Raw genomic sequence first — 26,309 nt, 5'->3', positions numbered from 1 at the left:
GCCCTTAAATTTAGATTTCCATGACCCAATTACCAACGCTCGGGAGCGAAGAGTGGTGCGTCTTTGACGACCTGGGCATCCCGGCAATAAAGGCCCGAGTGGATTCCGGGGCCAAGACATCCTCCATGCAGGCCACCAATATCAAGGTGGTGATGAAGCACGGGGAAGAATGGGTGCACTTTGAGGTACACCCGCTCCAGGATACGCGCAGTATCACTATTCCATGCGAAGCGAAACTGGTAGACCGGCGGTATGTAAAAAGTTCCTCGGGGATCACCGAGGAGCGCCTGGTTATCCGGACACCTGTACGCCTGGGGGAGGATACCTTTGAAATCGAAGTAACCCTGGCCAGCCGGGACACGATGGAGTACCGCATGCTCCTGGGCCGGGAGGCCCTCTCGGGACGCTACCTGGTAAACCCCGCTGCGAGTTTCAGCCAGCGGGAGATCTGCGACGCGGAACTCGAACGGCTGTACAAGCCACATCGCCCTTCCCGGTCCGGCCTGAAGATTGCGCTCCTTGCCAGCAACCCGCAGCTCTACAGCAACAAGCGCATCATGGAAGCCGCCCAGGGCAGGGGGCACGAAATCGTGTTCCTCAACGTGGAGCTCGCCTACATGAAACTCGATGCCCGTTCCCCGGAAATCCGCTACCGTGGGGGCAACATCCTCAATGAATTCGACGCGATCATCCCGAGGATCAAGCCCGCCGTCACGTTTTACGGTTGCGCGCTGATCCGGCAATTCGACAACCTGGGGGTCTATTGCCTGAATTCCGCCGAGGCCATTACGCAATCCCGCGACAAACTATTTGCCTCCCAGCTTTTTTCCCGCCACGACATCCATATCCCCATTACCGGATTTGCCAAGTCCCCCAACGACACCCGGGACCTGATCAAGATGGTGAACGGGGCGCCCCTGATCATCAAACTCCTCGAGAGCACGCAGGGCAAAGGGGTGGTGCTGGCCGAAACCAACAAGGCCGCCGAAAGCGTAATCAATGCCTTTAAAAGCGTCCAGACAAACATCCTGGTGCAGGAATTTATCAAGGAGGCCAATGGTCAGGATATCCGCTGCTTTGTGATCAACAACAAGGTGGTGGCCTCCATGCAGCGGCAGGCGGAAAAAGGCGAATTCCGGGCAAACATCCACCAGGGGGGGAGTGCTTCCCCGGTAAAAATCACCTCCGAGGAGCGGAAGCTGGCTATCAAGGCGGCCAAGGTGCTCAACCTGGCGGTCGCCGGGGTGGATATCATCCGGTCCAACAAGGGGCCGTTATTGCTGGAAGTCAATTCGTCGCCGGGCCTGGAGGGCATCGAAAATGCCACCGGCAAGGACATTGCGGACAGCATGATCCGCGCCATAGAGAAGAAGCTCAACTATCAGCCTGCCTGAGCCCGCAATTCAGCCAACATGGTAGCGGTGGTTTTCTGCAGGTTGTATTCCGGCTGCCAGCCCCAGTCCTCCCGGGCCTGGGAATCGTCTATGCGGCTCGGCCAGGAATCGGCGATTTCCTGCCGGAAATCCGGGGCGTATTCAATTCTGAAATCCGGAATCTCCCGCCGGATGGCCTCTGCGAGTTCCTCCGGGCTGAAGGTCATTGCCTGCAGGTTGTAGGAGGAGCGGATGCTCAGGGCCTCCGCATCGGCGCGCATCAATTCGATGGTCGCCCGGATCGCGTCGTCCATATACATCATGGGCAGGCGTGTATCCCGGTCCAGGAAACTCGTATAGGTGCCGTTTTTCAAGGCTTCGTGAAAGATCTCTACCGCGTAGTCCGTGGTGCCCCCTCCCGGCTGGGTCTTCCAGCTGATGAGCCCGGGATATCGGAGGCTGCGCACATCCACCCCGAATTTCCGATGGTAGTAGGCACACCAGCGTTCCCCGGATTGTTTGCTGATGCCGTATACGGTACTCGGTTCCATCACGGTGGACTGGGGGGTATCCTCCTTGGGGGTCGTACCCCCGAAGACCGCAATGCTCGATGGCCAGAATATTTTGGAAATCTTGTTTTCCCTGGCGAGCTTCAGGACGTTGAACAGCGTATTCATGTTCAGGTTCCATGCCCGGTCCGGGAACTTTTCGGCCGTAGCGCTCAGCATAGCGGCCATCAGGTAAATCTCGTCCACCTCGTAATGCACTACCACCTCTTCCATGGCGTCGGCGTCTGTGGCATCCAGGATTTCAAACGGCCCGGAACCCATCAGTTCGGAATCGCCCTCCCGGATGTCGCTCGCCACCACGGCCTCCGGCCCGTGAATCCCCCTCAGGGCCAGGGTGAGTTCCGTGCCGATCTGCCCGCAGGCGCCCAGAATCAAGATGGTTTTGGCCATATCGCGTGCGCTAATAGTTTGCGCGGCTAAAGATAACTCTTTGTAAATTTGTACCTTCGATTATGAAGAAATTGTGCGCTTTTTTCCTGCTCTTATGCGTGCTTTCCGGTTGTGACCAGCCGGCGGGCCCGCGGATTGACACCCCCCCTGAGGGAACCCTCCCGGACACGCTCCCCCTGCCGGAACCGGTGGGCCTGCAGGGCCCGGTCCGCACTGCAGTGGCAGATTGGGAGGCGTTTACCGCGCTCGAGGAGCGCATCGCATCTCTATACAACGCGCAGGGTCCAGAAGAAATGAAATTAAAACTCGAGGAACTCACCGCCGATTTTCAGGCCCTCGAGGAATCGGAATTCCCGGAACTATTTAATATCCCATCGGTCAGGAGCAGGGAGCGGGTGGTCCGGACATTCCTGCTGAAAACCCAGGCGGCCCTGTATTACCGCAGGGATTACCGCCCGGCACTGCGCCAGTTCCTGGAAGCCTATAACGCCTTCCGGTCTCAGCTCAACCGCGTGGAGTCCAGCCAGCTCGACCCGTCCCTCTTTGACGAGGACTAAAACCCAGACCATGAAAAGATTCTCCCTGTTATTCATGTGTTGCCTGCCCCTGATGGTGGCGGGGCAGCAAGCCGAAAAAAAACATTTGGACAGTTTGCTAACGGCCTGGCACCAGGCCGCTTCGGACGCCGATTTTGATGCGTATTTCGGTTTGATGGCCCCCGGCGGGGTGTTCATCGGCACGGATGCCTCTGAAAATTGGGACCGGGAGGCCTTCATGGAATTTTCCAGGCCGTATTTTGACCAGGGGAAGGCCTGGTCATTCCGGGCTATCGAGCGGAATATCTACCTGGGGCCCGGGGGAAAAACCGCCTGGTTCGACGAACTGCTGGATACCTGGATGCAACTCTGCAGGGGGTCCGGGACACTGGTGAAAACACCGGAAGGCTGGAAGATTGCGCACTATGTCCTGTCGATGACCATACCCAATGAAGAGGTGGAGGGGGCTGTTGCCCTGAAGAGAGAACGGGATAGCCTGGTTCGCGCCCGCCTTACCGGTGACAGGCAATAGCCGGATTCGAAGGGATTGATACGTATCGCGCCATTGATACCGGCGGGTCGGCACGCTTTTGGTGCGCGGCCTTTGCTTCCCTGGAGTTATCCGGTTAGTTATCCGGGTTTTCCCCTTCCTGCGCCTGTTGTTTCCTGGATTCGAGTGCCTGCTTGCTCAGGCTGGCCAGGTTGAAATTGGGATCCATGGCCAGGGCCTCGTCAAAACTGGCAATCGCCTTGTCGATGTTGTTGCGGTTCATACCGTATTGCGCCAGGCCGCGGAGGTGGATCAATGCGGACTTCAGCGAGACCTCGTAGGGCTGCTGCCTTTCGTAAAAGGCGTATTTCATCTCGTCCGTAGCGTGTTCAATACCGTATTCGATGGCGGTTAGCGCCCCGGCATTTTCTCCCACCTGGATTTTCAGATCGGCGATCTCATACGAGAGGTAGGGGTTTGGGTTGCGGTCGAACAGGGCTTCGAAATGCTCCAGCGAACGTTTGGGCTGGTTCAGGGATTTCAGGGAAAGGGCTTTGACCTGCAGGGCGATATCCGAATCCTCCGGGCTGAGGTCCACCCCCAGCAGGTTAAGCGCCTGCAGGTGCTGGTCGTTGTTGGCGTATACGTAGGCCAGCGTGTCCCGCCGCTCCACGGAATAATCCAGGAGGTTCAGGTGGGTGAGGGCGTTGATCACTCCGCGCACATCGCCCTGCACGCGCATTTGGCGGTAGTAATCCTCATAGTGTTTTTTCAGGGCCGACTCCGTTTGGGCAGTCAGCTGGAATCCTGCGGCCAGCAGGATAAGCCAAACCAGTTTTTTCATTTTGACAGTGTTTCAGGTGGGCAAAATTACGTTATTTTTTGTAGTCGCACCAGCAACCCCTGAAAGCCGGGTGTCCCGGTCTGATCCTGATTGGCAGGGAACTCGCATTACGGGGATACAAGCGGGTACAAAAAAGGGGGGCGTCATTCGGCCCCCCACTTGAATTGGGTCATGGTTGGTTAGCGGGACAGATCAGTACAGGACGGCCTGGCGTTTGCCGGCCCGGAACCGCCTGAGCAATTGTGCGTAGAAAGACAGACTTTTGCGGTCTGTCTGCAAACATCCGGTTAGGAATGCCTTCAGGTTTTTAAACAATAGGTTGACGTACAGCACCGGCAGGTTCAGGTTGACTTTTCCCGGCCGGTAACTGGCATTGTCCGCTAGTACAAACATCCTGATGCGTTTGCGATGGTAGTCGATGTCCACGTCTGCCGCATTGTAATGGTTGCGCAGCAGATCGCGGTGGAGTTCGCGATATCGCTCGTCATTCTGATTTTTTCCGCAACTCTCGGAGATCAACTCCTCGAGGTCGGAAACGATCCGTTCTTCGATGTGTTTTGTTTCCATGACATGTGGTTTTAACTATACTAAAGTTACCGTTTATCGATAAAAATCTGTAAATCAACGGAATAAATTAACCATTTGTCGATGATTTTGTTGTGAAACACACCTGGGATGTGGTGAATCAGGCCTCAGGAGTTGTCAGAAATTCGTACGTATTAACAAGAAAATGCCTACTTTTTATGCGTTTACCCGGTTTTTGTCCTGTGGAATCCACATATTGGGGTACCGGGATGCCCCGTTCCAGGGCTTCGCCTTGATAATAATCGGCTTTGGCCGGGTGGCCCGGGGCTACCCCGTTGGCAATACCTACCTGGGAAGGGTCGCGTATCGCCCGTTCAATGAGGTTCAGGCAGTCTGTACGTTCGATGAGATTCACCGGGTCATTCCCCCCGGAAAGCCCCGTCCGCCCGGAGAGCATCGTCACCGGGTGGCGATCCGGACCGATTAACCCGCCAAATCGAAGGATGAGTGAAGACCCGGCGAGAGGGGAAGCCCGGAGGATTTCCTCCGCCCGCAGCAGTTGCCTGCCGCTTTCGCTGTCCGGTTCGGGTTCCGTGGCTTCGTCCACCACCCCCTGGCTGCGGCCGTAGACCGAAGTACTCCCGATGTAGATCAGGCGGGGGACCCCATGGTCTTCAAGGGCGCGGACCAGGTGGCGTATTTTGGCCGGATAATCCGTTTGCGGATTTGCCCGGATCCCCGGGGGAATATTGCATACCAACAGGTCGAGCCCTTGCAGAAATTCCCGCCAATCCCCGGTAAAGCCGGTTTCCGTCAGCACCACTTGAAAAGCTCGTATCCCGGCATTTTCCAGCTTGTCCAACTTTTCGGCCCGCGTAGTGGTTCCCCGTACCGAATAACCGGATTCCAGGAGCCTGCCGGCCAGGGGGAAACCCAGCCAGCCGCAGCCGAGGATGCCGATGGTCCCGGGGGCATCCGGTAAAGTGTGACGGGCGGAGTCGGGGGAATCACTCAAAATGCAGGGATTTAATCAAAAGGACGGCATCGTTCAGTATAAATGGCATGGGGATCGTTTCAGCGGGCCGCGGGGGGATGCTGAACCAGGGGTTGTCCAGCAAGTCGTTGGAGGCTTCGTACAGGGTCAGTTCCAGGGCCTCCCCGGCCGGGAATTCCAAATCCAGGCGGGTCGGGGCATTGTCGCTCACATAGTGGGTGACCAGTTTGCCGCCTCGTCTCCGGTCTAGGTAATCCTCGGAAAGCTCTACACCGTTGACACGGGCAGCGCTGAGTTCCGCCCCGGTGGCAAAGACTTCCAGGCGGTTAATATCCCTTTGGGGGATAACTTCCAAAACCAGGTGGTGCCGGCCGCCGATCAGGGTATCCGTCAGGATTTCCACGGCGGGTTCCGGGATGGGTTTGCGGCTCGCTTCGCGGATAAACGTGAAACCCGAATTGTATTTGCTGCTCAGCGTATGCAGGCCGGCGGTTTCCGGCCGCTCCGGTTCGGGGCCCAGGTAGGCCTGCGTCCAATCGGAAGGGACCTGTTCGTACGTGGCCCAGAAGGCCTGTTGCGTATCGGTTTGGCCCACGTACAGCAAACTGGTGGGCTTAGGGTTTTCGGGGGTATACCGGCTGGAGAAATGCGCCCCTGCCAGGAACCCGGCAAACAACAGGAGGCCCAACCCGCCGAGGCGCGCTTTGTTGGGAAGCCTTGCCAGCAGCCCGAGGAGCAACAAAAACAGGAAGGTGGTCATCAGGCTCGCCGCGATCAGCATTTTCATCCCGAGACCCACCGGAAACATTTTAACAAACGGCGCAAAAATCCAGAGGGCGGGGATGCCCAACAGGCACAGGACGTACGGATTGGGGGACTCCTTCAGGCAGCTGATCAGCAGCGCCATCAACAGGGCGATCCCCGGGATCAGGAAAAAAGCTGCCCCGGGCAGGTAGATGTTCAGCACCCCGCAAAGTACCAACCAGAGGAGGAGTGGGGCCACCAGTGTATCGGCCGGCGGGAGTTTCCGGAACCTGGAATACACCAGGAAACAGATGCCGGCCGCCAGGGCCGCCCAGGCAGCGATATACAGGTAGCCGTTATAGGGGAAGCCTTGCAGGATATCCCCATAGCCCGGGTAGAGGGTTTTGAGCAGCGGCCAGGCAAAGTAGCCGGCCGCGCCGTTGAGTATCGGGCAGGCGAAGAGCGGGGCAAACCCTTTGAGGATTCCCCTCCCGTGCAGTTGCCCGTTGCGTAAACCAATCGCGCAGACCAGGAGGAAACCGAGCACCGCCAGGCCAAATATCGGCCAGATCCAGCGAAAGGGATAGGTGACCAGCCCAAAAAAAGGCAGGTTAAAATAGACGGAATCCTCCCCGCTTTTCAGGCCGTCCAGGGAAGTCTGGCTAAAGTGTTCCAGGAGGGGGACCAGGTAACTGCCCTGATGCGCGAGGGTTCTGAGGTCCAATCGTTCCGGGGTGTCCAGGGCTGTATGGTAGTCAAAGTGGTCGTCGATGAAGGCAAAGTTCATCCCCTCGATATCCCCGTCCTCCCGGAAGACCGTCAGGTCCGTATCGTTGGGAAGCATTTTATAAATGCTGTAGGCCAGCGAATTCGCGACGGGGTATTCGGCCCCGGCAGCAACAAAAGCGTCCACGAGTCCGGAATTTCCGCCGTTGGTCTCCAGGAGCATGTACCCGGGCCCCCCGCTGCCCCGTGCTTCGAAGTTCAGCACAAGGCCCACATCCTGGGCCCAGGGGTGCTGGTTGACAAAAAGGTCGGCCCCGTTCAGGCCGAGCTCTTCGGCATCCGAAAACAGGAGGATGATGTCGTTGGCAGGCTGCTCACCAGATTCGCGGTAGGCGCGGACGGCCTCCAGGATCACGGCCACTCCGCTGCCCGCGTCGCTCGCCCCGAAGGAGGAATGCGGGCTGCTGTCGTAATGGGAGAGGAGCAGGAGCGCTTTTCCGGACCCCGTCCCGGGTATCCGGGCCAGAATATTGACCGCCTTGCTCAGGTTGCCCCAGTCGCCGGCCGTGTATCCTTCCTGCAATTCGGGTTCCAGGCCCATTCCGCGAAGCGTGCGCACCAGGTATTCCCGTACGTCATCGTGTCCAGGAAAACCTACCCCGTGGGGTTTTCGGGCTATCGCTACAACGTGCTCCATCGCCCGGTCGGTGGAGAATTCGGCCGCCGGGACATCCGCGTCCTCATGGTAGCGGGGAGTAGCGCTTTCAAAAGCCCAGAAGGTGGCTGCCAGCAGCAGGAGCAGGCAGAGGACGGTAGCGGTAGGTTTCATACTGAGGATTTCGCAATTAAAAGTATAAAAAATTGCAGGGCCCCGGCATTTCAGCGATTTAATTTAGAAGGTATTGAAAGAAAATACTATATTTAAGAATAACCTGACTAAATATAACTCCATGGCTATTAAGAGTTTTCAGGGCCGCAGGGCCAAGGATCCATCGAAAAAAGAATACGACGCCCCCATCCTGGTGTCCGATTATATGACGCGTAACCTGGTCACTTTCCGACCCGATCAGTCGATTCTCGAAGTGATGGAAGCCTTTACGCGCCACCGGATTTCCGGGGGTCCCGTACTGGACGACAACGGGTTTTTGGTCGGCATTGTCTCCGAGGCCGACTGCATGAAGCAAATCTCGGAAAGCAGGTATTTCAACCAGCCGATCCTGGATAAAAGCGTCGAGCGTTTTATGACCAAGGAGGTGGAAACAATCCCCCATGACATGTCCATTTTCGACGCGGCCGGGGTGTTTCACAAAAACAACCGCCGTCGCTTACCCGTTATGAAGGATGGGTTGCTCATCGGGCAGATCAGCCGGAAGGATATCGTTGTGGCTGCCCTGAAGCTGAATTCCCAAAACTGGAAATAGCGCACCGCCCCCGGGAGTCCCCGGGCCGCATTGTACCCTTTGTACCCAGCAGGTATCCCCCCGCCAAACAAGGCGGAAATCGTATACCAGATGACCTGGCTTACCCCCGGCATCCCGCGCGATACCGGTAAACAGGTTCGGATCAAAACCCCCGGCGAGTAACTCCTGTCTTTGGATAACCCCGCAGGTCTGCCCCCTGAGGTGGGCGTGCAGGATGCGGTAATTTTGCTTAAGCCGCCTATTCACCGAACGGAACAGCCCGTTGGTTTCCCGGTTTCGCGAATTGTGATAGGCGTTCCGGCAGGCATCCGAACAAAAACGCTTGTCCGACCGGCCGCTGAATCCTTCCCCGCATTCCCTGCATATCCCCCTCATGGCCCCAAAAGTACCTCCCGGGGCTGTAAATGCCTTTCAGTCTTCCATAATCAGCGCCGGCAACCCGAGCTCCCGGTAACTCCGGTTGTAGCCTTCCATGCCTTCGTTTACAATGGCGTCCCGCTCGCGTGCCAGGCTTCGCCAGGCAGTCATGAGGTCGCGCAGGCGTTCGCGCGCCCCCTGGGTGAGGACCGGTTCCGCGCCGTCGATGTAACCCTTCAGGTACATGAATTCGGCATTGAGCTGGTTGTTGTAATTGATGACGTCCTGGAAGGTTTTCTGCCGGGGCTGGATCAGTTCTTCTTCCCAGTCCGTAATCCGTTGCAACAGGGAGTCGCCCAGCTTCAGCAGGGGTTCTGCCTTTTCATCCCCGGAAAGCAAATCGGCGTAGGTCTCCAGCTGGGAGCGGACGGAACGCAACTGGTTGACGGCGCGGTGCATGTCGCGCAGGGCCTCCTCAATTTGCGACAGGGCCTCCTGTTGTTCCCGGAAATCTGCCGGGGTCGCCCCGATATCCGGCCGGGGCACAATCCGGATGGGCTGGGTAGCCTCTGTGGAATCCATGCGGATCCGGGCGGTATAATTTCCGGGTGCCACACGGGAACCTGAATAATCCCCCATCACAAATACCCCGTCCACGGCCGGGATGGCTTCCCGGCGAAAGTCCCAGACAAATCGGTTCAGTCCGGTATGGGCTGTCAGGGTTTCCGGTTTGGACGGCCCCCCCGGCCAGGTTTTGAAATCTTTTGGGGGTTGGTTCGTATAGCTGCGGATTACGCGGTTATTCTCCAGGATTTCCAGGACGATTTCGGCGGAATCCGCCTCACGCCCCAGGTAGTAGTCCAGGATGACCCCGGATTTGGGGTTCTGGCCCAGCCCGGGTGTCGGCTTTTCCTGGTATCCCCCGGAAAACAACACGGTCTCCCGCGGCTGAATCAGGGAGATGGGTTGCCGGCGGTCGTAATCCTGCTGGAGCGCGGACAGGTCGTCCAGGATCCAGAAGGCCCGGCCGGCGGTTGCCGCCACCAGGTCGTTGTTGCGGAATGTGAGATCGTTGATGGGCACTACCGGGAGGTTCAGCTGGAAGGGCTGCCAGTAGCCTCCCGCGTCCCGCGATATGTACAGCCCGGTTTCCGTACCCGCGTAGAGCAGGCCGGGGCGTATGGGGTCTTCGCGGACAACGCGTACAAACCCATTCGGGTCGTCCAGGCCGTCGGTGACCAGGCTCCAGCTGGCGCCGTAGTCCGTCGTTTTATAGACGTAGGGAGTCAGGTCCATAAATTTGTACCGCATCAGCGTGGCGTAGGCGGTGGCCGGGTGGTGGGGGGAGACCTCGATGCTGTTGACAATGCCCTGGCCCATACCTTCCGGGGTGACGTTTTCCCAACTTTCGCCTCCGTTGCGGGTCAGGTGGATCAGTCCGTCGTCGCTTCCCGCCCACAACGTCCCCTGTTCGTGGGGGGATGCCGTCAGGTACATGATCGTGTTGTAATTTTCGCCCCCTGCCGCCTCGTTGGTGAACGGGCCACCTCCGGGCCCTTGTTTGTCGGCTTCGTCCCGGGTGAGGTCCGGGCTGATGACCTCCCGGCTCAGGCCCCCGTCCTGAGAGCGGAACACGACGTTCCCGGCATGGTAAATCGTATTCCTGTCAAACGGGTCGCTCACAATGGGCGCATTCCAGTTATACCGGTATTTTTGGTCTTCCGGGGCTTTGCTCAGGCCGAGTTCGGGGTATTCCTGGATTTCCTTCGCCGTCCGGCGATCCCGGAACCACTTCTCGATGATCCCCTGGTAACATCCCCCGTAAACTACGTCCGGGTCGTCCGGGTCAAAGGCCAGGTACGCGCTTTCGCAACCCGCCACCGAATGCCAGTCCTTCCAGTCGATGCCCCCGTCCGAAGTCCGGCTGGCAATTGCAATGGCGGAATTGTCCTGCTGGCCGCCGTAGACCAGGTAGGGGAACTGATTGTCCGTGATCACCCGGTAGAATTGGGCGGTTGGCTGATTTTCCTGACTGCTCCAGCTGGCTCCCCCGTTGAGGGAAATGTTGCCCCCCCCGTCATTGGCATTGATCATCACCTGGTTGTCCTCCGGGTGGATCCAAAGATCGTGGTTATCCCCGTGCGGCGTGGGGATAGGCTGGAAGGTCTTTCCCCCGTCGATAGAGCGGGTCATCGGGGCATTGAGTACATAGACGCGCTCGGGGTCCTGCGTATCGGCGAAAATTTCCATGTAGTACCAGGACCGGGCGACATTGATCCGGTCCTTATTCACCTGCCGCCAATTGCCACCCCCATCGTCCGAGCGGTAAACCCCCGCCTGCTCGCCTTCGGCTTCCAGGACGGCATAGACGAGGCCGGAACGCGCCCCGGAGGCGGATATCCCTGCCTTCCCGAATGTCTCCGGCAGCCCTTTGCCCAATTTTTCCCAGGTGGTGCCGCCGTCGGAGGATTTATAGATGCCCGAACCTTTGCCCCCGGACTCCATGGTCCACGGAAACCGGCGGTGTTCCCACATGGCCGCATAGAGGATCCGCGGGTTTTTGGGGTCCATACTCAGGGAGGCGGCTCCCGTCCAGTCGTTTACATGCAGCACGCGCTCCCAGGTTTGCCCTCCGTCGGCGGTCCTGTATACCCCCCGGTCCCCGCCCGGTCCGTACTGGGCCCCCTGGGCAGCCACATAGAAGGTGTCCGGATCCGTCGGATGGATGATCACGTCGGAGATGTGCCGGCTCTTATCCAGGCCAATGTGCTCCCAGGTAGTACCGGCATCGCGGGAGAGGTAAACCCCGTCCCCCATGGAAGTCATCACCCCTCGGGCTGCGTGTTCGCCCATCCCCGCGAGTACGACATTCGGGTCGGAAGGCGCCACGGCGATATCGCCTACCGTCCCGGTCTTCAGAAAGCCGTCCGAAATATTTTTCCAGGTAATGCCGTTGTCCCCGGTTTTCCAGATGCCACCCCCGGTAGTCCCCATGTAATAGGTTCCCGGCTGGTCTGCCACCCCGCATGCCGCCACACTCCGACCGCCCCTGAAGGGCCCGATATTCCTCCAGGCCAGGCCCGAATACAGGGAATCCGGCAGGATTTCCCGGGGCGCCTGCCGCCGATTGCGTTGGGAGTAAGATGCTTGCGCTACAAGGGTGAATGTCAGTAGAAGGATCAGGTGTTTTCTCATCGATACAGGTTGATTAAAGCTCAGGAAATTTTGATTTTCGGTTATAGCCGCGGGCGCCCGCTATGGCGGGTCGCCCGGAAAGGGTTATCGCAACATCAGTCGTCGATGGCGGCGAAGACCATCTGTCGGAATTTCCATCCGGTTTCGTCCTTGCCAGCACCCTGGGTTTGCTTCATAAGGATCCCGATCAGCTGCTCCCCGGGGTCGGCAAAATACTGGGTGTTGAAATAGCCGCCCCAATCAAAGGTGCCGATTCCGCCTTCGCCCCCCTGTGCCACGCCGTCCGGGTTCACGATGGCAAAGGCCAGGCCGTAATCCTTCGGGCCGCCGGACCAGAGATCGCCGATCTGGTTGGCCATCATGGTTTCAATAGTTGTCCGGCTCAGGAGCCGCTGTCCGTTGTATTCCCCCCCGTTGAGGTACATCTGCAGGAAGGCCGCATAATCAATGGCTGTGCTGGATAGGCCGGCACCGCCTGCAAAGTAGGTGCGGGCGCCCTGCTTCGGGTAATCGATGTCAAATACAGCCGTGGTGAAGGGCCTCCAATCCCCGTCGTCCGGGTCCCAATATTGCACGGGAACCAGCCTCTCAGCGCGGTCTTCCGGAAGGTAGAACCAGGTATCCACCATGCCCAGGGGGTCGAAAATCCGTTCCTTGAGGAAGACGTCAAAGGGCTTACCGGACACCAATTCCACAAAGTACCCGAGCACGTCCAGGCCTTCGCTGTAGGTCCAGCCCTTCCCGGGCTCGTGGTGGAGGGGCATGCGGGCGAGTTTGGGGATGTTTTCGGCAAGGGTCACCGGGCGGGCCGTAAACGCATCGACAATCCCGGCTTTGGCATAAGCCTTCCGGAACCGGGGGTCCCCGTCGATCATCCCGTAACCGATCCCGGAGGTGTGCGTAAGCAGGTGCCGGATGGTAATCGGGGTTTCCAGGGGGGTGGTTGTAAAACTGCTGTCCGCTTCGCGGAATGTATCCAGGACACCGGTATCGGCAAACTCAGGGATGTAATCGGCAATGGGGTCATCCAGCCGGAAACGGCCTTCTTCCCAGAGCATCATCACCGCCGTTGCGGTAATGGCCTTGGTTTGGGAAGCGATCCGGAAAATCCCGTCCGGGCGGAAAGGCAGGCTGTCCCGGACATTTGCCAGGCCGTACGCCTTGTGCAACACGATTTTTCCATTCCGGGCTACCAGGGCCACGGCACCGGGAATCTGATCCCCGGCGATGGCGCGATGCAGCATGGAATCGATGCGGTCCAGGCGCTCGTCTGACATGCCCTGGCCGGTTGGGTCGGCCATGACCAGGTTTTCGGTAGTTCCTTCAGTCTGTGTGACGGGCTGCGGGTCCTGCCGGCATCCCACCGCAAGGGCCAGGAGGAGCAGAAGGCAGATGGTATTTTTCATAAGGTCTGTTTTTGGTGTGGTTGTCTTGGTTTGCGGATGCGATTCGGCGCAGTCAGGTGGCAGATAGGGCCTCCGACCGGGTCAGTCCTGCCCTCCTTCCCGGTTGGGCGACCGGGGTTCGGGCCATTCCCGCTGCTCCCCGGTACGGGGGTTGACGGAAAGGACCGCCTTCTCCCGGGAGGTCCGCTCCGGGTCTTCGCTGGCCATATATGCGAGTACCGCGGTCAGGATGGCATTGTTGCGCACGTCGTCAAATACGATTTTGTCATAGGTGTCCAGGTTGGTGTGCCAGGTGTAGTTCCAGTAACTCCAACTCAGGGAACTCAGGGAAAAGGCCGGCGCCCCCATGGCGACGAAAGAGGCGTAATCCGATCCGCCCCGTCCCGGGTTTCCGGGGAATTGGGTTTCGATGTGCTCCGTCACGTGGTCCGGCACGGCTTCCAGCCAGCGGCCCAGATATTCGTAGGCGTGCAGGAATCCCTGCCCGGAAATATTTACCACGCGGCCCGTGCCGTTGTCCTGGTTAAAGAGCGCCTGCAGGCCGGAGACCACCTCCGGGTGGTCCTCAACATACGCCCGGGAGCCGTTTAACCCTTGTTCCTCACTCCCCCAGAGCCCGACGATGATCGTTCGCTTCGGTTTCGGGTATACCTTTTTCAGGATCCGGGCCGCCTCCATCATCGTCAGCGTCCCGGTGCCGTTGTCGGTAGCACCTGTTCCCCCGTCCCAGGAATCGAAGTGCGCCGATAGCACAATGTACTCGTCCGGCAATTCGGTTCCCCGGATGGTTGCCACCGTATTAAAAGTGGGCACACGCCCCAATTCGCGGGACTCGGCCACCACGCGGAGGCGCGGACCATCCCCGTTCTCGGCCATCCGGTAGAGCATGCCGTAGTCTTCCAGGGAGAGGTCAATCACGGGTATTTCCTCCGTGTTGGCACTGAATATTTTGTTGGCCCCGAAGGCCCCCGACCAGCGCGACTGGACAATGCCTGCAGCCCCTGCGGCTTCCAGGGCCTGGTTGATAGACCGGGAGGAATAGCCGGTATTCCTCAGGTTTTGCCGCCAGGCCTTTGTTTGGGCCTCCCGATCGCTTTTCATTTTTTCAAAGGAGGCTTCCGTTGCCCATTCCTCCCAGTTATAATCGGGCCGGCCCGTGGGTTCCGGCATGGAAACCAGGACCCATTTGCCCTTTACTTCCGGGAGCCAGCGGGCAAATGCCAGGGAATCTGCCACTTCGGGCAGGGTGATCAAATCGGCCGTAATGCCTTTGGCGGGAGTTGAAGGACTCCAGGCGAGTTGCCTTCCGTGGAGGCTTACCACCCGCGGTTCCAGCAGGTCGATGTGGCAGATACCCCGCTCCCAGCCCCGCCAGGTACCCCATTGTTCGTTTTCGGCCGGGATGCCCCATTCCTTAAACGTGGCTACGGCCCATTCGTGCGCTTTATTCATTTGCGGGGTGCCTACCAGGCGCGGCCCGATGACGTCCATCAGCTGGTGCGCAAGGGTTTCCAGTTGGGAATTTTCGACTGCCTCCTTTTCGATTTGGGCAACGAGTGCGGCTGTTTGCTGTTCCGCGGCTGTTTCCTGGGCCGTCCCGGAGGCCAGGACGAAGAGGCAGAGGAGTAGCAGGATGGGATGATTTCTCATAATGGGTCGGTTCTCGGTTTCGTATTCAGGAAATATAAGAATTATCGCTCTGATTTCGCTGCTTCCCCGGCCGGGGAAGGGTCAGCTGTTTGCAAACAGGTATAAACAGGTATAAACGGGTGGACGCGGGTATAAATGCGTAACTACCGATTTTGGGCTGGATCCGGGATTATGTTTGTTTTTTCGGGGGGCGAATACCCGGAGCGATGTTTAACAAATACCTAACAACACTATGAATGCCCTAAGGAACAAAGTACAACTAATCGGAAACCTCGGCCAGGACCCGGAGGTTACCGTGCTGGACGGAGGCGGGAAAATGGCCCGGTTCTCCCTGGCAACCAATGAAATCTACAAAAATGCGCAAGGCGAAAAAGTAACGGACACCCAATGGCACCAGGTAGTAGCCTGGGGTAAAATTGCGGATATTGTGGAAAGTTACCTGAACAAGGGTAAAGAAGTGGCGGTGGAGGGCAAACTCATACACCGGCATTACGATACCGAGGAAGGCCAGCGGAAATACGTGACGGAGGTGCGGTGTTCGGAACTCCTGCTACTGGGGAAGTAGTATTTTACCGCAATTGAACGAGAAAAGGGGCGTATTGCCTCATTTCTTAGGAAAAAAGCGGGTGTTTCGGTAACTTCTGGATGGTTGGATCGTCCAATATAATAGAAGCACCCGCTCATGTCCTCTAAAGCCACATATTGGTTGTTTGCTGCCCTGATCAGCTGTTCAGGGGCACTGGCACAACCGGTGGCGAAACATGCGGGTTTTGCCCAATCCGTTACGGAGCAAATTCGGGAAACCACCCCGGGACTTCCCAATCCGGCGTTTTTCGTTCGGCAGGCACAAACGGATGCGGCCTATGAACAACAACTGCAGTTGGAGGGAGGCAAGGAGGAAATGGATTTCTGGACGGACCAACGGGCTTTTGAACGCGAGTTATACAGGCAAAACCTAGCTGCCTACAAAGTGTACATCCAGGCGAAAAGGGATGTGTATTCCTCCCATCAGCAAAGCTGTGGCCCTTCCTGCTTGCACGGGGATTACTACTACCTACAGGCTTCGTTCTATTTGCAAATGGGTTCGGATTCCAACGGGGATTCCTGGATGTTCGGGTCCCTGGATTCGGGGGGCGGCTTGATTGCCGCCGGGCCTGAATAGGCATTCCGTTTGGCCCGAAGGTCGTTTGGCCCGAAGGCCGGCGAGTACAGCCGGCAACCGGTTAAGCCACCTGTTGAAAACCGGGGTTAGACCGTGCCAGCTTCAATAAGTCCTTGCACGGGCACTTGCGACACCGCTTGTGCTCTCCTTTCTTAAACTTCTTACAGCACTTGGATTTACAGCCCTCGGGGGCACATCCCGTCCGGAGGATTTCCTGCAGGCGCTGCTCCCGCAAAAGCAGGAGTTCGGCGGCACATTTCTTTTTTTTCTTTTTCTTTCCCATTCAGGCAACAGACCGTAAACCCATCGGAATGACAGGCTGCCTTCAAAAGTAGTAATTTTTATTCGTTCTAAATAGGGTTGTGGCAGGTTGTCAGGCGGTTTCCCCGCTGGCTGCGCTATCCGCGCTTATTTGCTTTATATCCCTGTCAAACAGGTAAAGCCCGCCTTTGTCATTGCCGATCAGGTTGATCTTGTCGAGGATGGTCCGGGCAAGCGCTTCTTCTTCGATTTGCTCTGCCACGTACCATTGGAGGAAGTTATGGGTGGCGTAATCCTTCTCCTCCAGGGTCACATGGACCAGGTCGTTGATACATTCCGACACGTAAATTTCGTGTTCATAAAGCATTTTGAACAGGTTTTGAAACGACCCGAAATCGGTTTCAGGGGCATCCAGCTCGGAAACCACGGCATGTCCGCCCCGTTCATTGACGTATCGTACAAGTTTTAGCATATGCATCCGTTCCTCGTCGGAATGTTTGTAAAGGAATTGGGAGATGCCTTCCAGCCCTTTTACCTCTGCCCATGAGGCCATGGACAGGTAGATCTGGGAGGATTGTGCCTCTACGCGGATCTGTCCGTTCAGGGCAGTTTCTACGTTCTTTTTTAACATGTTTGCGGTTTTTTATAAAGATACAAACTGTTTCAGAGAAGCCCGCTACCGGGAAAGCACAATACATGCGAGTCCCAGGATATAGAGGATCAGCATGCTGTTCAATAATGGGGTCACCCCGCGGGGCGCGCCCCGGAACTCCTTAGCAGTGTGTTAAACGCAAAGTTGCTGACAAGAATGCCCAGGGAGAAGATGAATACGGCAGAATACGGGCTGAGTTTGCCGGCGGCGGCATCGGGCCTTTCAGGCCCGGGCGTTGGACCCGGCGGGTTTTCTGCGGTTTCTTTTTTTCACCACATGCCGACAGGATGGAAAGGGTTGCCGCAATTGCCAGATGGGCGAAACGTATTGTTTTCATGGGAAAGGAATTCGGTTCCTCAATATAGCCTTTTCTCCGGGGAATAGTTCTTTTGGGTGGAGTCCATCTGATCCGGGGAATAGGGAAGGAGCTTTTCCGGGTATTCGGAATGAGCTGAAACGTCAGAACCGGTACTGCATCCCGATGGTCCCCGGCCCGAAGGTGAGGTTCCATTGGGCCTGGTCGGGATCCTGTCCGTATTTTTCATCGTAGCGCCGGTCCAGGTAGCGATCGATGGCTTCCACGGTGAAAATGCTGATGCCAATGCTGAAAACCACGTCGGAAAGCCAGTGTTTCCCCTCCCAGAGGCGCGATATGCCCGGTACGAGCCCGACGGTATAGATCCCTGCTCTGAGCCAGGGGTTGCTGAACTGCTTGGCAATGGCATAGGCATTGGTAAAGGCAAGGATGGAATGCCCCGATGGAAAGGAGTGGAAGTCGTTGTCCCCCGGCCAAAGCGGGCTGAATGTTGCCTTCCCGAGGCCGCTCGAAGGGCGGGCCCTTCCAATAGCCGATTTCAGCACTTGTTGCAGGAATCCCGCCGAGGTGGCCGATGCCACCAGCAAAACCCCGGTCCGCCGCAGTTTAGGATCCTTCAGGAAGAGGCCGGTGAGGTACACGCCCCCCGTCAGCATATAGTTGTTTGCCGGGCTCCCAATTTCCCAACCGTAATCCCGGATAAATTTGGGTACGTCCTCCCGGATCCCGATAAAATAATCCGACACCGGTACATCCGCCAGGTAGGCCCCGCCGGTTGCCCCGACCAGGAGCGCAAAATTACCCCACTGCTGTCCACCCCAGTAGAGTGGACGGGAATACGAATATCCAACGCCCCCGAAAATACTCCCCAGGTCGTAGGTGAATTGCTGCCAGGTACCGGCGTCGATGCTGCGTCCCGGTTGCTGCGCGGATACCGGGACGGCCAGGCAACACAGGAAGGCGATAAAAATATTTCTAACCATCAGAAATACAGGCTTTGGGCGGTTCGGAACGTTTGGGCGTGGGCCTCCACAATTGTGCGTATCTGGGGGGAGTATCCACCTCCCATACTGCATTGAACGGGAAGGCCATGGCTGCGGCACCACCGGAATACCATTGCGTCCCGCTGCCGGCAACCTTCAGGGGTCAGCGCAAGGGTGCCCAGCTTATCGGTGGCCAGGACATCCACTCCACAGAGGTAAAATACAAAATCCGGCCGTACTTGCGCGTACAAGTTTTCAAGATGGGTCTCCAGGGTGGTCAGGTACTCGGTGTCACCGGTTTGTTTGGCCAGGGGGACGTCCCAGTCAGACACTTCTTTGCGGAACGGGTAGTTGGATTGTCCGTGCATGGAATAGGTGAATACCCGGGGTTCCTCCCGGAATATTGCCGCGGTTCCATTCCCCTGATGCACATCCAGGTCGAGCATCAGGATGCGTTCGGCCAGGTTGTTTGCCAGCAGGTGGCAGGCCCCGATGGCCTGATCGTTGAGCATGCAGAATGCCTCCCCCCGGTCCCGGTACGCGTGGTGGGTGCCGCCGGCAATATTCATGGAAACACCGTTCTCCAGGGCGTAGTGGCAGCATCGGATGGTCCCCTGTGCAATGGTCCGCTCCCTCAGGACCAGGGCCTCACTCCAGGGAAAACCCACCTTGCGCATCTCCCGTGGCGGGATGCGGCCGGTTTGTAAATCCTCAAAATACGCGGCATCGTGGGCCCTGAGAATTTCGGAATCCTCCGGGAGGCCGGGGGTGAAAAAATTTTCATGCTCCGCAGTACCCTCGTGCAGGAGCTGCTGGGGCAGGAGCTCGTATTTCTGCATCGGGAAGCGGTGGCCTTCCGGCAGCGGATGGGCATAGATGGGATGGAAGGCAATTTTCAGCAAGGCCTCAGCTGATCACCGAACCGTTGGCGAGGGCCTGTTCGGGAGTAAGGAACACGAGGTTGCCCTCCGCATCCTCAGCGAGCAGGATCATCCCCTGGCTCTCCACCCCGCGCAACGGCCGGGGGGCCAGGTTCACCAGCACGGTTACCTGTTTCCCGACGAGGTCTTCAGGCGCAAATTGTTTGGCAATCCCCGAAACGATGGTCCGCGTATCGATACCCGTATCCACTTTCATCACGATGAGCTTGTCCGCCTTCGGCATTTTCTCGGCTTCGAGGATGGTGCCCACGCGCAGGTCGAGTTTCGTGAAATCGTCGTACTGGATGGTGTCTTTTTGCGGGGTTACGGAAGAATTGTCCATTTCGTTCTGTTTTTTCGTCTCGTGTAGTTTTTGCAGTTGTTTTTCGATTTCTGCGTCTTCTATTTTTCGGAACAACAGGCGGGTTTCCCCAATGGCGTGCCCGGCGGGAAGCAACACTGCCTCCCGGGATACGGCTTCCCATTCCAGGGGGGAATCCAGTGTTCCCAGATTCAGGATCTCCCGCAGCCGTCCGGCGGTAAACGGGAGGAAGGGTTCGCAGAGCACGGCCAGGGCAGCCGCTACCTGCAGCCCGACCCCCAGGATGGTGCCCACCCGGTCCGGGTCTTCCTTGATCACCTTCCAGGGCTCTTCGTCCGCCAGGTATTTATTGCCCAGTCGTGCCAGGTTCATCAACTCCTGGGAGCCTTCACGGAACCGGAACCGGTCCAGGCAGTCTGCAATCCGGGCGGGATAGGCCCGCATCGCATGCAGGGTATTGCGGTCGTTTTCGCTGAGGTTTTGCAGGGCGGGCACCTGGCCGCCTTTGTATTTGTCCGTCAGTACGGCCACCCGGTTGATAAAGTTCCCGAAAATCGCTACGAGCTCGTTGTTGTTCCGGGCCTGGAAATCCTTCCAGGTAAAGTCGTTGTCCTTGGTCTCCGGGGCATTTGCGGTGAGCGCATACCGGAGCACATCCTGCATGTCCGGGAACTCCTCCAGGTACTCGTGCAGCCAGACCGCCCAGTTTTTGGAAGTGGAGAGCTTCTGCCCCTCCAAGTTCAGGAATTCGTTAGCCGGTACATTTTCGGGCAGGATGAAATCTCCATGGGCCTTGAGCATGGAAGGGAAGATAATGCAGTGGAAGACAATGTTGTCCTTCCCGATAAAGTGCAGCAGCCGGGTACCGGGGTCCTTCCACCAGATTTCCCAATCCGCGCCTTCCCGCCGGGCCCATTCCCGGGTGGAAGAAATATAGCCGATGGGCGCGTCGAACCATACGTAAAGTACTTTCCCTTCAGCCCCTTCCAGGGGAACCGGGATGCCCCATTCCAGGTCGCGGGTTACAGCACGGGGTTTCAGTCCTTCGTCAATCCAGGACTTGCATTGTCCGTAGACGTTAGGTTTCCAGTCGTTTTTATGGCCATCGAGGATCCACGTCCTGAGGAAGTCCTCATAGCGGTCCAGGGGTAAAAACCAATGCCGGGTCTGCTTTAGGACCGGTTGGGCCCCGCTAATTGCAGACCGGGGGTCGATCAGGTCTGTCGCATTCAGGGAGGAGCCGCAGTTTTCGCACTGGTCCCCATAGGCTTCCGTGTGCCCGCATTTCGGACAGGTTCCCACCACAAAACGATCTGCCAGGAATTGCCCGGCCTCCGGGTCGAAGAGCTGGTCGGTTACCTGCTCCTCAAAATCGCCCTGGTCGTGGAGTTTGGTAAAAAATGCCGAGGCGGTTTCGCGGTGGATGGGGGCGGAGGTACGGGAATAATTGTCGAAGGCGATGCCGAAGGCCTCAAAGGACTCCCGGATCAGCGCATCGTATTTGTCGATGAGCTCTTTGGGGGAAATGCCTTCCCTACCGGCTTTCATCGGGATCGCCACCCCATGTTCGTCGCTGCCGCAGACAAACAGCACTTCTTCGCCACGGAGCCTCAGGTACCGGCTGTATATGTCTGCCGGGACGTAGACCCCGGCCAGGTGGCCAATGTGGATCGGGCCATTCGTATAGGGGAGGGCGGCGGTAATCGTGGTCCTCTCAAAGGAGCCTTTGGCGTCGGACATAGGCGTTTGGTTAAGCCACAAAAATAACCAAATTAAACCGGTGCCGGCAAACCCGTCATCAAAAGAAAAGCCCCCGTGACACTGGACAGATATGAATATCCGGGGCGTCCAGTGTCTGGGGGCATTAATCTTGCCGCGGGCGGGGGATCAGGCCACCATGATCGATTTGGCCAGGTGGCGGTCCTGTACGCCGATCCGGTAGATGTACTTGCCGGTTGCCAGGTGGCGCGGCACCCGGTCGCGGACGTTGATCTCCAGGCTGCCCTCAAAGACCATTTCGTTGAAGAGGGTTGCGATTTTCTGCCCGAGTATGTTGTAGAGCGAGATATCGATATGGGCGCTGAAGGGCATCTCCACGTGGATGTGCGGGTTGGATTCCGTCGGGTAATAGGGCTTGTGGACGATGGCTTCGATCTCTTCAGGCGTAGGTTCGTCTCCCGGGGTGCCGTCCCCGGGCGTCGGGGGTGTCGGGGGTTGGTCGCTGTAAGCGATATCGTCGAAGTCCACCCCGGAACAATTGAACCCGAGGTTCACCGGGTTGTAGGCATGCCCCAGCAGGTGTTGCTCCACCAGCGGGATATCCACGCACAGCCATTCGGCCAGGACCGTGGCGTACAGGTCGCGGAAATCCATGGTGTACTCCAAGTTCCCCCGGCTGTTCGGGTCGTCCAGGGAGGGGTGGTCGCCCACAAAGGCGCTGCCGTTCAGGCCGGCACCAAAGAATAAGGTGGGGGCAGCCTTCCCGTGGTCGGTGCCGTTGGAACCGTTTTCGTAGATCCGGCGGCCAAACTCCGAGAAAGTCATGCTGAGCACCTTGTCGTCCTGCTCGGTAAAGGTCAGGTCCTCATAGAAGTCCTTGACGGCTACCGACAGGTTGGTCATCAGGCGTTCGTGGATCAGGGGCTGGTTCCCGTGGGTATCAAAACCGCCCATGGAGATCATATAGACCCGGGTACCCAGGTTCCCCTTGATCAGGCGGGCCAAAAGGGCCAGCTGCCGGGCAAAGCCGTTGTCCTGGTATTCCACCTGGTTCTGGCCGCGCATATAGGCTTCGTGGATCAGCCCGGAATATTCGTAGGTGGTGTTGGCCACCCCTCGCAGGAACCGGAGCTGGTCGCCGTACATGCAATTGTCAAACAGGGCGGCATCCAGGCTGTACTGTACGCCGGTTTCGGCAATTTCCTCCAGCTGGTTGATGTTCGAGGCGACAAAGGCGTAATTCGTCTCTTCCCCCTGGAAAACCAGGTTGCCGTACTGCCCGATCTGGATGGCGGCCGGGGCTGCCGGCGGGTTTATCAGGTAATCCGGGTAGATGTTTTCAAAGTAGCGCCCCATCCAACCGGTATCCAACCCGGAAAACCCGGTGGTTGTCAGGTCTGTGTTCGCATAGATATCCGAACCGGTAAAGTGGGAGAGGCTCTGGTTTTCATAACCGACTCCGTGGACGGCCTTGAAAGACCCCTCGCCCCACATTTCCTCCAGGGCTTGCATATAGGAAGGCACCCCGAATTCGTCGGTCAGTTTCAGGACCTTGCTTTCCGGGATATAGATGTTTGGCCGCGCATTTGCATAGGTGTCGTACTGTTCAATGGGGATTACCGTGCTCAGGCCGTCATTCCCGCCGGAGAGGCGGATCAGGATGAGGATTCCGTCGCCCGGGGCATTGGCGATTGCCGCAGTCAGTGGGGATGGGGCCGATGCGCTGAGCATGTTGCTGCCGAGCATCATGGACCCTGACCCGGCAATGCCTAATGCCTGTAAAAATGAGCGGCGGCTCCAGACAATGTGCTCCTTGTCGTGGGCACTCTGGGGGTCTTTGGGAAGCGGTATATGATTATTGCACATAGTCGTAGGTTATTTGAGTTGAAATTCGGGTTGCCTCGAGAGGTACATCAGCAGCAGGAAAACCTGCTGGGGGACTTCGGGGCTGACCGCGAGCATCCAGAGGCCGAGGCCCCCGGGGATGTAATCGGACCCGTAGTAGTTTTCAGGGACATCGTCGATCTTAAAGACGTCCATGGCGTTCTCAAAATCCTGGGGTGTCAGGAGTCCTTTGGGGAGGAACTTGTCTACCAGGGCGCGCACGACGGTTTCCGGGTTGCTCGTATTGCTGTCCGCCGGGCCCACGGCATCCATGGCCAGGGTCCGGAATTGTTCCTGGTTGGCCTGGAAGAAACCCTGGATCATCACTTCGATGGTCAGCCAGCGGCCGATAATGAAATTCGTGTTGATCCACTGGCGGTCGCGTTGCCAACCGGCTACGTCCACCGGCTCAAAAAGCTCCTGCCCGATAAGGCGGGAGGACTCCAGTGCAAAGGACAGGTTTGTGTCGTCGTAGGCAAAACCCGTTTCGTTGATAAAATTGAGATAGTAATCAAACGGGCTCTTGATAATTACGCCAATGGCGTTGTCGTCAAAGAAATGCTGGCTTTTCAGCAGCTGGGAAACAACCGGGGCCAGTTCAAAATTGTTGGAGATAAACGTAGTGGCCATCCCGGAAATGATGGCCTCTGCATTTCCGGTGGCATCATTGGAATCCGGGTGAACCAGGAACTCGTAGATTTTCCGGCAGATGAATGTGGCAATTTCGTTGGGCCGCTGCTCAAAGAGGATATCGATGACGTCGTCGTACCCCCAGGTCCCGGATTGGCCGAGGATGGTCTTTACCCCCGGGTCAAAGGTAGTGATGTCAAAAATCACCGGGTCCCAGCGCTCCTCGCCCCGTTCGGTATACCCACTCAGGGCCCGTGCGGTTTCGATAATATCCTGTTCCGTGTAGCCGTTGCCCTCTCCCAGGGTGAAAAGTTCGTACAGCTCCCGGGCGTAGTTTTCGTTCGGGTTGTCCCCGTTGTTGTAAACCCCGTCCAGGTAATACAGCATGGCGTAGGTTAAGCCTATTTCGCTGACGAATGTCTTGAAATTGCCCAGGGCATTACGCTGCAGGCAATCCGTATAGTAATACAGGTACGAAGGACTCTCGTAAATCTCGAGCTCCGTAACAAAGTGGTTGCTCCAGAAGAAACTCATCCGGTCCCTCAGGTTATTGTCCAACAGGGCCTGGGTGTAATCCAGGCGCCAGGAATCCCGCTGGCTGCGGATGATGGGTCCGGCCGCATCGTCGTCGGCCGGGTAGTTGGCCCGGTTCCAATCCTGCCAGGCAGGAGCCGGTAGTGGCGGGAGGGCCAGGGCGTCGTTAACCAGGCTGTCCACCAGCGTCCCGGCAGTCTGGCCCACCGATTGGTCCACTGTCTGCACCGAAGCGCTGAAGCCGGCCCGTCTAAACAGGTGTTCCACCCGGGTTTTGTCCAGGGGGGGTGCATACGGCGTAAGGGGGGCCGTATTGCAGTTCACGAAGTATTCCATAGTAGTTGTAGGCTTTAAGAACGTTCATGTGTTTAGGGGGCAAATTCTTAACGCGCTTACAATCTGCTTAGTATCGCATAGAAACTATTTTCGTTGTATTGCGGTCTCAAAGTAAGGGGAATGCTTGAGAATTGCGGTAAACGGCATATTTTTTCGATGAAATGCACAAAATATTCACAATCCGCGGGTTGTACGTTTATTGAAACCCAACCAGAACATGCCAGAGGAGACCACCTGCGACATCGGCCGGGAAGGGGAGGACTATGCCGTCCGCTATCTGCTCGCGTCGGGTTACCGGATCCTGTGCCGGAATTACCGGTACCGACGGGCTGAAATTGACGTATTGGCCTTCAGGGAAGGGGTCCTGGTGGTCATCGAAGTGAAAACCCGTACCCGGGCATTTTACGAGGCGCTTTCCCGAAGCATCCCCAGGTCAAAAATAGCCCGGCTCGTGCGGGCTGCCGACCATTATGTCCGCAGTAACGGCCTACGGGCGGAAGTCCGGTTCGACATTATCCAGGTAATCCGTTTGCGCGAGGGGTATCGGCTGGTCCATCTGGAAGATGCATTTTACTTTTTTCAATAGTTGTTTGTTTTGTAACAAATTGTTATGTTTGTTCCTGACAAGTAACCAATCAACCAGTAATCAACGAATTAAGCAGACTGACATGAAAACGATTTCCTCCGTCGTCGAGCACTACATCAAAAAGAAACCCTTCCTGCAGACCGCGCTGGCCCAGGGCATCATCAACCTGACTTCGCTTTCCCGCCAGGTTCGCCCCGAGATCGAAGCCCAGTTGGGCAAGGAAGTGCGAAACGGGGCCATTGTGATGGCCCTGAAAAGACTCTCCGACGACCTGGAGTTCCGGGCCACCCACCGGATTGTCAAAGTGCTGAAGAATATCGGGGAAATAACCGTCAGGTCCTCCCTGACCGATTTTACCTTCCTGATTTCGGATACGATCCTCCGCAACCAGGGGCGCCTGCTGGAGGTGGTTAACAAGAACAAGGATGTTTTCTATACCTCGTCCCGGGGGGTCAATGAATTAAACATCGTGGTCAGCAACAGCCTGGACGGCGTAGTGGAAGATGTTTTCAGCGCCGAGCGGCAAACTCAAAAGGCCGAAAACCTCTCGTCCATCACCGTAAAACTGCCTGCGGAGAATGTTTCGGTCCCCGGTATCTATTACTTTATTTTCCAGCGCCTGGCCTGGGAGGGCATCGTACTCTACGAGGTGATCTCCACCACGAATGAATTTACCATCCTCGTGGACGAGGATCAGGTAGACAATGCGTTTACGGTCATCAAAGACCTGAAATCCCTTTAAATTTTCACGGGGCATAATAATTTCCCCTGGCCGTGGCCCCGG

The 26,309-nt window shown here is 57.4% G+C and carries 23 protein-coding genes; 8 read left to right on the top strand and 15 right to left on the bottom strand.

Going from position 1 to position 26,309, the window contains the following annotated elements:
- The first annotated feature begins 20 nt into the window (after positions 1-20).
- The gene (gene rimK, locus AC3DKS_RS04830; RefSeq protein ID WP_272606778.1) at positions 21-1,394 is read left to right on the top strand and encodes a 30S ribosomal protein S6--L-glutamate ligase; all 1,374 of its coding nucleotides are present in this window, start codon (positions 21-23) and stop codon (positions 1,392-1,394) included.
- On the opposite strand, the gene AC3DKS_RS04825 is transcribed toward rimK, so the two are convergent.
- On the bottom strand, positions 1,382-2,332 hold the full coding sequence (locus tag AC3DKS_RS04825) for an NAD-dependent epimerase/dehydratase family protein (protein ID WP_272606777.1): 951 nt from the start codon (positions 2,330-2,332) through the stop codon (positions 1,382-1,384). The genes rimK and AC3DKS_RS04825 overlap by 13 nt on opposite strands.
- A 62-nt stretch (positions 2,333-2,394) precedes the next feature.
- Here AC3DKS_RS04825 and AC3DKS_RS04820 point away from each other — a divergent pair, with 62 nt between their 5' ends.
- Complete coding sequence (locus tag AC3DKS_RS04820) at positions 2,395-2,889, top strand: hypothetical protein (RefSeq protein ID WP_272606776.1); 495 nt, start codon at positions 2,395-2,397, stop codon at positions 2,887-2,889.
- A gap of 10 nt (positions 2,890-2,899) precedes the next feature.
- On the top strand, positions 2,900-3,400 hold the full coding sequence (locus tag AC3DKS_RS04815) for a nuclear transport factor 2 family protein (RefSeq protein ID WP_272606775.1): 501 nt from the start codon (positions 2,900-2,902) through the stop codon (positions 3,398-3,400).
- Between the two features lie 94 nt (positions 3,401-3,494).
- Here AC3DKS_RS04815 and AC3DKS_RS04810 read toward each other — a convergent pair whose 3' ends face one another.
- The 4 genes from AC3DKS_RS04810 to AC3DKS_RS04795 form a co-directional block, all read right to left on the bottom strand.
- On the bottom strand, positions 3,495-4,202 hold the full coding sequence (locus AC3DKS_RS04810) for a hypothetical protein (RefSeq protein WP_015753030.1): 708 nt from the start codon (positions 4,200-4,202) through the stop codon (positions 3,495-3,497).
- A 192-nt stretch (positions 4,203-4,394) separates the two neighbouring features.
- Positions 4,395-4,769: a hypothetical protein gene (locus tag AC3DKS_RS04805; protein ID WP_272606774.1), complete on the bottom strand. Its 375-nt coding sequence runs from the start codon at positions 4,767-4,769 to the stop codon at positions 4,395-4,397.
- A gap of 118 nt (positions 4,770-4,887) precedes the next feature.
- Positions 4,888-5,742, bottom strand: coding sequence for an NAD(P)H-binding protein (locus AC3DKS_RS04800; RefSeq protein ID WP_272606773.1), 855 nt, complete (start codon positions 5,740-5,742; stop codon positions 4,888-4,890).
- On the bottom strand, positions 5,735-8,020 hold the full coding sequence (locus tag AC3DKS_RS04795) for a M20/M25/M40 family metallo-hydrolase (protein WP_272606772.1): 2,286 nt from the start codon (positions 8,018-8,020) through the stop codon (positions 5,735-5,737). The genes AC3DKS_RS04800 and AC3DKS_RS04795 overlap by 8 nt, the downstream gene beginning before the upstream one ends.
- A 121-nt stretch (positions 8,021-8,141) precedes the next feature.
- Between AC3DKS_RS04795 and AC3DKS_RS04790 the strand changes: the two genes are divergently transcribed.
- The gene (locus AC3DKS_RS04790; RefSeq protein WP_041327400.1) at positions 8,142-8,612 is read left to right on the top strand and encodes a CBS domain-containing protein; all 471 of its coding nucleotides are present in this window, start codon (positions 8,142-8,144) and stop codon (positions 8,610-8,612) included.
- Positions 8,613-9,023: 411 nt separating this feature from the next.
- Here AC3DKS_RS04790 and AC3DKS_RS04785 read toward each other — a convergent pair whose 3' ends face one another.
- From AC3DKS_RS04785 to AC3DKS_RS04775, 3 genes are all read right to left on the bottom strand, one after another.
- Positions 9,024-12,164: a VPS10 domain-containing protein gene (locus AC3DKS_RS04785; RefSeq protein WP_474730926.1), complete on the bottom strand. Its 3,141-nt coding sequence runs from the start codon at positions 12,162-12,164 to the stop codon at positions 9,024-9,026.
- Positions 12,165-12,259: 95 nt separating this feature from the next.
- Positions 12,260-13,570 (bottom strand): serine hydrolase domain-containing protein, encoded by a 1,311-nt coding sequence (locus AC3DKS_RS04780; RefSeq protein ID WP_272606770.1) that lies wholly within the window; start codon positions 13,568-13,570, stop codon positions 12,260-12,262.
- Positions 13,571-13,651: 81 nt separating this feature from the next.
- Positions 13,652-15,220 carry a M20/M25/M40 family metallo-hydrolase gene (locus AC3DKS_RS04775; protein ID WP_272606769.1) on the bottom strand — a complete coding sequence of 523 codons (1,569 nt, stop codon included), beginning with the start codon at positions 15,218-15,220 and terminating at the stop codon, positions 13,652-13,654.
- Between the two features lie 232 nt (positions 15,221-15,452).
- On the opposite strand from AC3DKS_RS04775, the gene AC3DKS_RS04770 reads away from it, so the two are divergent.
- Together AC3DKS_RS04770 and AC3DKS_RS04765 are read left to right on the top strand one after the other, a co-directional pair.
- The gene (locus AC3DKS_RS04770) at positions 15,453-15,785 is read left to right on the top strand and encodes a single-stranded DNA-binding protein (protein ID WP_015753021.1); all 333 of its coding nucleotides are present in this window, start codon (positions 15,453-15,455) and stop codon (positions 15,783-15,785) included.
- Positions 15,786-15,902: 117 nt separating this feature from the next.
- A complete protein-coding gene (locus tag AC3DKS_RS04765) occupies positions 15,903-16,382 on the top strand; it encodes a hypothetical protein (RefSeq protein ID WP_272606768.1) in 480 nt (159 codons plus the stop codon).
- Between the two features lie 373 nt (positions 16,383-16,755).
- On the opposite strand, the gene AC3DKS_RS04760 is transcribed toward AC3DKS_RS04765, so the two are convergent.
- The 7 genes from AC3DKS_RS04760 to AC3DKS_RS04730 all read right to left on the bottom strand — a co-directional run bounded on the left by AC3DKS_RS04760 (position 16,756) and on the right by AC3DKS_RS04730 (position 24,939).
- Complete coding sequence (locus tag AC3DKS_RS04760; protein ID WP_015753018.1) at positions 16,756-17,274, bottom strand: ferritin; 519 nt, start codon at positions 17,272-17,274, stop codon at positions 16,756-16,758.
- A gap of 142 nt (positions 17,275-17,416) precedes the next feature.
- On the bottom strand, positions 17,417-17,632 hold the full coding sequence (locus AC3DKS_RS04755; RefSeq protein ID WP_272606767.1) for a hypothetical protein: 216 nt from the start codon (positions 17,630-17,632) through the stop codon (positions 17,417-17,419).
- A gap of 122 nt (positions 17,633-17,754) precedes the next feature.
- Complete coding sequence (locus tag AC3DKS_RS04750; protein WP_272606766.1) at positions 17,755-18,594, bottom strand: phosphatase PAP2 family protein; 840 nt, start codon at positions 18,592-18,594, stop codon at positions 17,755-17,757.
- Positions 18,594-19,496 (bottom strand): histone deacetylase family protein, encoded by a 903-nt coding sequence (locus AC3DKS_RS04745; RefSeq protein ID WP_015753016.1) that lies wholly within the window; start codon positions 19,494-19,496, stop codon positions 18,594-18,596. Before AC3DKS_RS04745 ends, AC3DKS_RS04750 begins: the two co-directional genes overlap by 1 nt.
- 4 nt (positions 19,497-19,500) lie before the next feature.
- The gene (metG, locus tag AC3DKS_RS04740) at positions 19,501-21,576 is read right to left on the bottom strand and encodes a methionine--tRNA ligase (RefSeq protein WP_272606765.1); all 2,076 of its coding nucleotides are present in this window, start codon (positions 21,574-21,576) and stop codon (positions 19,501-19,503) included.
- Positions 21,577-21,723: 147 nt separating this feature from the next.
- The gene (locus AC3DKS_RS04735) at positions 21,724-23,421 is read right to left on the bottom strand and encodes a DUF1501 domain-containing protein (protein ID WP_041326898.1); all 1,698 of its coding nucleotides are present in this window, start codon (positions 23,419-23,421) and stop codon (positions 21,724-21,726) included.
- Positions 23,422-23,430: 9 nt separating this feature from the next.
- Positions 23,431-24,939 (bottom strand): DUF1800 domain-containing protein, encoded by a 1,509-nt coding sequence (locus AC3DKS_RS04730; protein WP_272606764.1) that lies wholly within the window; start codon positions 24,937-24,939, stop codon positions 23,431-23,433.
- A gap of 217 nt (positions 24,940-25,156) precedes the next feature.
- Here AC3DKS_RS04730 and AC3DKS_RS04725 point away from each other — a divergent pair, with 217 nt between their 5' ends.
- Together AC3DKS_RS04725 and AC3DKS_RS04720 are read left to right on the top strand one after the other, a co-directional pair.
- Positions 25,157-25,525 carry a YraN family protein gene (locus AC3DKS_RS04725; protein WP_041327397.1) on the top strand — a complete coding sequence of 123 codons (369 nt, stop codon included), beginning with the start codon at positions 25,157-25,159 and terminating at the stop codon, positions 25,523-25,525.
- Positions 25,526-25,607: 82 nt separating this feature from the next.
- Positions 25,608-26,267: an aspartate kinase gene (locus tag AC3DKS_RS04720; protein ID WP_272606763.1), complete on the top strand. Its 660-nt coding sequence runs from the start codon at positions 25,608-25,610 to the stop codon at positions 26,265-26,267.
- Positions 26,268-26,309 lie beyond the last annotated feature (42 nt).

It is taken from the genome of Robiginitalea sp. (genome assembly GCF_982776155.1).
This window is presented reverse-complemented; position numbering and strand designations above follow the sequence as displayed.

Bases quoted from the DNA above. Each gene is read 5' to 3' on its own strand.
- rimK (WP_272606778.1), top strand. From the start codon at position 21: ATGACCCAATTACCAACGCTCGGGAGCGAAGAGTGGTGCGTCTTTGAC.
- AC3DKS_RS04765 (WP_272606768.1), top strand. From the start codon at position 15,903: ATGTCCTCTAAAGCCACATATTGGTTGTTTGCTGCCCTGATCAGCTGT.
- AC3DKS_RS04735 (WP_041326898.1), bottom strand. From the start codon at position 23,421: ATGTGCAATAATCATATACCGCTTCCCAAAGACCCCCAGAGTGCCCAC.
- AC3DKS_RS04795 (WP_272606772.1), bottom strand. From the start codon at position 8,020: ATGAAACCTACCGCTACCGTCCTCTGCCTGCTCCTGCTGCTGGCAGCC.
- AC3DKS_RS04825 (WP_272606777.1), bottom strand. From the start codon at position 2,332: ATGGCCAAAACCATCTTGATTCTGGGCGCCTGCGGGCAGATCGGCACG.
- AC3DKS_RS04720 (WP_272606763.1), top strand. From the start codon at position 25,608: ATGAAAACGATTTCCTCCGTCGTCGAGCACTACATCAAAAAGAAACCC.
- AC3DKS_RS04725 (WP_041327397.1), top strand. From the start codon at position 25,157: ATGCCAGAGGAGACCACCTGCGACATCGGCCGGGAAGGGGAGGACTAT.
- AC3DKS_RS04750 (WP_272606766.1), bottom strand. From the start codon at position 18,594: ATGGTTAGAAATATTTTTATCGCCTTCCTGTGTTGCCTGGCCGTCCCG.
- metG (WP_272606765.1), bottom strand. From the start codon at position 21,576: ATGTCCGACGCCAAAGGCTCCTTTGAGAGGACCACGATTACCGCCGCC.
- AC3DKS_RS04805 (WP_272606774.1), bottom strand. From the start codon at position 4,769: ATGGAAACAAAACACATCGAAGAACGGATCGTTTCCGACCTCGAGGAG.
- AC3DKS_RS04755 (WP_272606767.1), bottom strand. From the start codon at position 17,632: ATGAAAACAATACGTTTCGCCCATCTGGCAATTGCGGCAACCCTTTCC.
- AC3DKS_RS04810 (WP_015753030.1), bottom strand. From the start codon at position 4,202: ATGAAAAAACTGGTTTGGCTTATCCTGCTGGCCGCAGGATTCCAGCTG.
- AC3DKS_RS04790 (WP_041327400.1), top strand. From the start codon at position 8,142: ATGGCTATTAAGAGTTTTCAGGGCCGCAGGGCCAAGGATCCATCGAAA.
- AC3DKS_RS04815 (WP_272606775.1), top strand. From the start codon at position 2,900: ATGAAAAGATTCTCCCTGTTATTCATGTGTTGCCTGCCCCTGATGGTG.
- AC3DKS_RS04770 (WP_015753021.1), top strand. From the start codon at position 15,453: ATGAATGCCCTAAGGAACAAAGTACAACTAATCGGAAACCTCGGCCAG.
- AC3DKS_RS04775 (WP_272606769.1), bottom strand. From the start codon at position 15,220: ATGAGAAATCATCCCATCCTGCTACTCCTCTGCCTCTTCGTCCTGGCC.
- AC3DKS_RS04820 (WP_272606776.1), top strand. From the start codon at position 2,395: ATGAAGAAATTGTGCGCTTTTTTCCTGCTCTTATGCGTGCTTTCCGGT.
- AC3DKS_RS04760 (WP_015753018.1), bottom strand. From the start codon at position 17,274: ATGTTAAAAAAGAACGTAGAAACTGCCCTGAACGGACAGATCCGCGTA.
- AC3DKS_RS04780 (WP_272606770.1), bottom strand. From the start codon at position 13,570: ATGAAAAATACCATCTGCCTTCTGCTCCTCCTGGCCCTTGCGGTGGGA.
- AC3DKS_RS04785 (WP_474730926.1), bottom strand. From the start codon at position 12,164: ATGAGAAAACACCTGATCCTTCTACTGACATTCACCCTTGTAGCGCAA.
- AC3DKS_RS04730 (WP_272606764.1), bottom strand. From the start codon at position 24,939: ATGGAATACTTCGTGAACTGCAATACGGCCCCCCTTACGCCGTATGCA.